2 tRNA genes and 3 rRNA genes are annotated in these 5,529 nt (G+C 48.7%); all 5 read right to left on the reverse strand.

What is annotated here, in order from left to right:
- Nucleotides 1-11 precede the first annotated feature (11 nt).
- The 5 genes from rrf to AC1PJP_RS00665 all read right to left on the reverse strand — a co-directional run bounded on the left by rrf (nt 12) and on the right by AC1PJP_RS00665 (nt 5,355).
- Nucleotides 12-126 (reverse strand): 5S ribosomal RNA (rrf, locus tag AC1PJP_RS00645).
- A gap of 179 nt (nt 127-305) precedes the next feature.
- Nucleotides 306-3,198: ribosomal RNA gene (locus AC1PJP_RS00650) — 23S ribosomal RNA — on the reverse strand.
- Between the two features lie 352 nt (nt 3,199-3,550).
- Nucleotides 3,551-3,626: transfer RNA gene (locus AC1PJP_RS00655), tRNA-Ala, on the reverse strand.
- Between the two features lie 55 nt (nt 3,627-3,681).
- Nucleotides 3,682-3,758 (reverse strand) — tRNA-Ile (locus AC1PJP_RS00660).
- Between the two features lie 59 nt (nt 3,759-3,817).
- Nucleotides 3,818-5,355 (reverse strand): 16S ribosomal RNA (locus tag AC1PJP_RS00665).
- Together the 16S, 23S and 5S rRNA genes with 2 tRNA genes alongside form the textbook arrangement of a ribosomal RNA operon.
- Between the last annotated feature and the right edge of the window lie 174 nt (nt 5,356-5,529).

Genomic DNA, 5,529 nt, shown 5'->3' on the forward strand with positions numbered 1-5,529 from the left:
TTAGAATAATGAGCTGGCGATGACTTACTCTCACATGGGAAACCCCACACTACCATCAGCGCTAAGAGGTTTCACTTCTGAGTTCGGGAAGGGATCAGGTGGTTCACTCTTGCTATGGTCGCCAGCACAACTGGTATGGATACTTGCATTGGTCTTAATGTGCCGATGCGTTTTCCAAATCTTTACAGATGGGCTGATTGAATCTTACTTTATTTGTTCATTTTAGCTAAGCGTATAACTAAATCAAGTTGCTTTGCATATTAATGAATCGATTGATGCTTTATATACAACTGCTTGGGTGTTGTATAGTCAAGCCTCACGAGCAATTAGTATTGGTCAGCTTCACATATCACTATGCTTCCACATCCAACCTATCAACGTCCTAGTCTCGAACGGCTCTTTAGAGGACATAAAGTCCTAGGGAAATCTTATCTTGAGGTAGGCTTCCCGCTTAGATGCTTTCAGCGGTTATCCCTTCCGAACATAGCTACCCGGCGATGCGACTGGCGTCACAACCGGTACACCAGAGGTTCGTCCACTCTGGTCCTCTCGTACTAGGAGCAGATCCTCTCAAATTTCCAGCGCCCACGGTAGATAGGGACCGAACTGTCTCACGACGTTCTAAACCCAGCTCGCGTACCTCTTTAAATGGCGAACAGCCATACCCTTGGGACCTGCTTCAGCCCCAGGATGAGATGAGCCGACATCGAGGTGCCAAACACCGCCGTCGATATGAACTCTTGGGCGGTATCAGCCTGTTATCCCCAGAGTACCTTTTATCCGTTGAGCGATGGCCCTTCCATACAGAACCACCGGATCACTAAGACCTACTTTCGTACCTGCTCGACTTGTGGGTCTCGCAGTTAAGCGCGCTTTTGCCTTTATACTCTACGCGTGATTTCCGACCACGCTGAGCGCACCTTCGTACTCCTCCGTTACTCTTTAGGAGGAGACCGCCCCAGTCAAACTACCCACCAGACATGGTCCTCGCCCCGGATTACGGGGCAGAGTTAGAACCTCAACATTACCAGGGTGGTATTTCAAGGACGGCTCCATTGGAACTAGCGTTCCAACTTCAAAGCCTCCCACCTATCCTACACAAGTAAGGTCAAAGTTCAATGTCAAGCTGCAGTAAAGGTTCACGGGGTCTTTCCGTCTAGCCGCGGGTACACTGCATCTTCACAGCGATTTCGATTTCACTGAGCCTCTGCTGGAGACAGCGCCGCCATCATTATGCCATTCGTGCAGGTCGGAACTTACCCGACAAGGAATTTCGCTACCTTAGGACCGTTATAGTTACGGCCGCCGTTTACTGGGGCTTCGATCAAGAGCTTCGCTTACGCTAACCCCATCAATTAACCTTCCAGCACCGGGCAGGCATCACACCCTATACGTCCACTTTCGTGTTTGCAGAGTGCTATGTTTTTAATAAACAGTTGCAGCGGCCTGGTTTCTGTGGCTGCCAATAGCTCAGACCGCAAGGGTCATCACCGTCAGCAGCGTACCTTCTCCCGAAGTTACGGTACCATTTTGCCTAGTTCCTTCAGCAGAGTTCTCTCAAGCGCCTTGGTCTACTCGACCTGACCACCTGTGTCGGTTTCGGGTACGATTCCTGTGTAACTGAAGCTTAGAGACTTTTCCTGGAAGCATGGTATCAGCCACTTCGCTGTACAAGTACAGCTTGCTATCAGATCTCAGCATAGAGCACCCCGGATTTGCCTAAGATGCATGCCTACTTCCTTCCACCTGGACAACCAACGCCAGGCTGACTTAACCTTCTCCGTCCTCTCATCGCATTACACAGAAGTATTGGAATATTAACCAATTTCCCATCGACTACGCCTTTCGGCCTCGCCTTAGGGGTCGACTCACCCAGCCCCGATTAACGTTGGACTGGAACCCTTGGTCTTTCGGCGAACGGGTTTTTCACCCGTTTTGTCGTTACTCACGTCAGCATTCGCACTTCTGATACCTCCAGCATACTTCTCAATACACCTTCATCGGCTTACAGAACGCTCCCCTACCACTTGACTAAAAGTCAAATCCGCAGCTTCGGCACATAGTTTTAGCCCCGTTACATCTTCCGCGCAGGCCGACTCGACTAGTGAGCTATTACGCTTTCTTTAAAGGGTGGCTGCTTCTAAGCCAACCTCCTAGCTGTCTATGCCTTCCCACATCGTTTCCCACTTAACTATGATTTTGGGGCCTTAGCTGGCGGTCTGGATTGTTTTCCTCTTGACTACGGACGTTAGCACCCGCAGTCTGTCTCCCGGATAGTACTCATAGGTATTCGGAGTTTGCATCGGTTTGGTAAGTCGGGATGACCCCCTAGCCGAAACAGTGCTCTACCCCCTATGGTATTCGTCCGAGGCGCTACCTAAATAGCTTTCGGGGAGAACCAGCTATCACCAGGCTTGATTAGCCTTTCACCCCTATCCACAAGTCATCCCCTGGCTTTTCAACGACAGTGGGTTCGGTCCTCCAGTTAGTGTTACCCAACCTTCAACCTGCTCATGGATAGATCGCCTGGTTTCGGGTCTATACCCAGCAACTAAACGCCCTATTAAGACTCGATTTCTCTACGGCTCCCCTATACGGTTAACCTCGCTACTGAATATAAGTCGCTGACCCATTATACAAAAGGTACGCAGTCACCGAACAAGTCGGCTCCCACTGCTTGTATGCATGCGGTTTCAGGATCTATTTCACTCCCCTCACAGGGGTTCTTTTCGCCTTTCCCTCACGGTACTGGTTCACTATCGGTCAGTCAGGAGTATTTAGCCTTGGAGGATGGTCCCCCCATATTCAGACAAGGTTTCACGTGCCTCGCCCTACTCGTCATCATTATGTGTGCCCTTTCGTGTACGGGAATATCACCCTCTACGTTCGCACTTCCCAGAGCGTTCCACTAAAACACACATAACTTAATGGGCTGATCCCCGTTCGCTCGCCGCTACTAAGGGAATCTCAATTGATTTCTTTTCCTAAGGGTACTGAGATGTTTCACTTCCCCTCGTTCGCCTTGCAACACTATGTATTCATGTTGCAATACCTACCTTAAAGTAGGTGGGTTCCCCCATTCAGAAATCTCCGGATCAAAGGATATTTGCCGCCTCCCCGGAGCTTATCGCAGGCTATTACGTCTTTCATCGCCTCTGACTGCCAAGGCATCCACCACATGCACTTAATTACTTGACTATACAACCCCAAACAGTCGTCAACACTTACAAGTGAGTGTTGTCCGTGCGATTCTTCATCGCTACTATCTGTTGTCTGTGTATTTAAACACTGTACAGCTTCAATCTAAATTCATATACCAAAACGCTTGATTCAGTTAATTTGCTAGTTCTCAATTCATCTAGATTAATTGCTTAATCTAAACTCTTGAGTGAACAATTTATTTCAGACTCAATTTTGCCAATCTGTTAATGAATAAACACGCCTTCGTCAGGTCATGCTTAATACCGTGATACTTAAATCACAGAAGTTAATAAACCAAGATCTTAATCTTTATTTACTAATTTCTGTAATCCGAACTTCTCTTAAGTTCTGGTGGAGACTAGGAGAGTCGAACTCCTGACCTCCTGCGTGCAAAGCAGGCGCTCTACCAACTAAGCTAAGTCCCCAGCTTACATCATCAGTCATGTATCTTTTATCTATAACTTCAACCAGTCAAAGTCATGGTGGGTCTGACAAGACTTGAACTTGTGACCCCACGCTTATCAAGCGTGTGCTCTAACCAACTGAGCTACAGACCCTCAGATACATCTATGAAGAACAACTTGTTGTGGATTCTTACCAATCGTCAATCTTTCGTTAAGGAGGTGATCCAGCCGCAGGTTCCCCTACGGCTACCTTGTTACGACTTCACCCCAGTCATCGGCCACACCGTGGTAACCGCCCTCTTTGCAGTTAGGCTAGCTACTTCTGGTGCAACAAACTCCCATGGTGTGACGGGCGGTGTGTACAAGGCCCGGGAACGTATTCACCGCGGCATTCTGATCCGCGATTACTAGCGATTCCGACTTCATGGAGTCGAGTTGCAGACTCCAATCCGGACTACGATCGGCTTTTTGAGATTAGCATCCTATCGCTAGGTAGCAACCCTTTGTACCGACCATTGTAGCACGTGTGTAGCCCTGGCCGTAAGGGCCATGATGACTTGACGTCGTCCCCGCCTTCCTCCAGTTTGTCACTGGCAGTATCCTTAAAGTTCCCGACATTACTCGCTGGCAAATAAGGAAAAGGGTTGCGCTCGTTGCGGGACTTAACCCAACATCTCACGACACGAGCTGACGACAGCCATGCAGCACCTGTATGTAAGTTCCCGAAGGCACCAATCCATCTCTGGAAAGTTCTTACTATGTCAAGGCCAGGTAAGGTTCTTCGCGTTGCATCGAATTAAACCACATGCTCCACCGCTTGTGCGGGCCCCCGTCAATTCATTTGAGTTTTAGTCTTGCGACCGTACTCCCCAGGCGGTCTACTTATCGCGTTAGCTGCGCCACTAAAGCCTCAAAGGCCCCAACGGCTAGTAGACATCGTTTACGGCATGGACTACCAGGGTATCTAATCCTGTTTGCTCCCCATGCTTTCGCACCTCAGCGTCAGTGTTAGGCCAGATGGCTGCCTTCGCCATCGGTATTCCTCCAGATCTCTACGCATTTCACCGCTACACCTGGAATTCTACCATCCTCTCCCACACTCTAGCTAACCAGTATCGAATGCAATTCCCAAGTTAAGCTCGGGGATTTCACATTTGACTTAATTAGCCGCCTACGCGCGCTTTACGCCCAGTAAATCCGATTAACGCTTGCACCCTCTGTATTACCGCGGCTGCTGGCACAGAGTTAGCCGGTGCTTATTCTGCGAGTAACGTCCACTATCTCTAGGTATTAACTAAAGTAGCCTCCTCCTCGCTTAAAGTGCTTTACAACCATAAGGCCTTCTTCACACACGCGGCATGGCTGGATCAGGCTTCCGCCCATTGTCCAATATTCCCCACTGCTGCCTCCCGTAGGAGTCTGGGCCGTGTCTCAGTCCCAGTGTGGCGGATCATCCTCTCAGACCCGCTACAGATCGTCGCCTTGGTAGGCCTTTACCCCACCAACTAGCTAATCCGACTTAGGCTCATCTATTAGCGCAAGGTCCGAAGATCCCCTGCTTTCTCCCGTAGGACGTATGCGGTATTAGCATTCCTTTCGAAATGTTGTCCCCCACTAATAGGCAGATTCCTAAGCATTACTCACCCGTCCGCCGCTAAGATCAGTAGCAAGCTACCTCTCTCCGCTCGACTTGCATGTGTTAAGCCTGCCGCCAGCGTTCAATCTGAGCCATGATCAAACTCTTCAGTTAAAAATCATTTTGCACCTTATTAAAGACAAGGTGCCAATTCTGGCTCATCAATTTTCTGACTTAAATTTCGCTCAAATAAACTTCGAGTAATTTAAACCAATCAATCAATGATAATATTTCGATCAATCAATCAGTAAAAATCCACACAAGTTGTTCTTCAATTCTCTTAATGAT

Source organism: Acinetobacter sp. V116_7 (assembly GCF_056735735.1).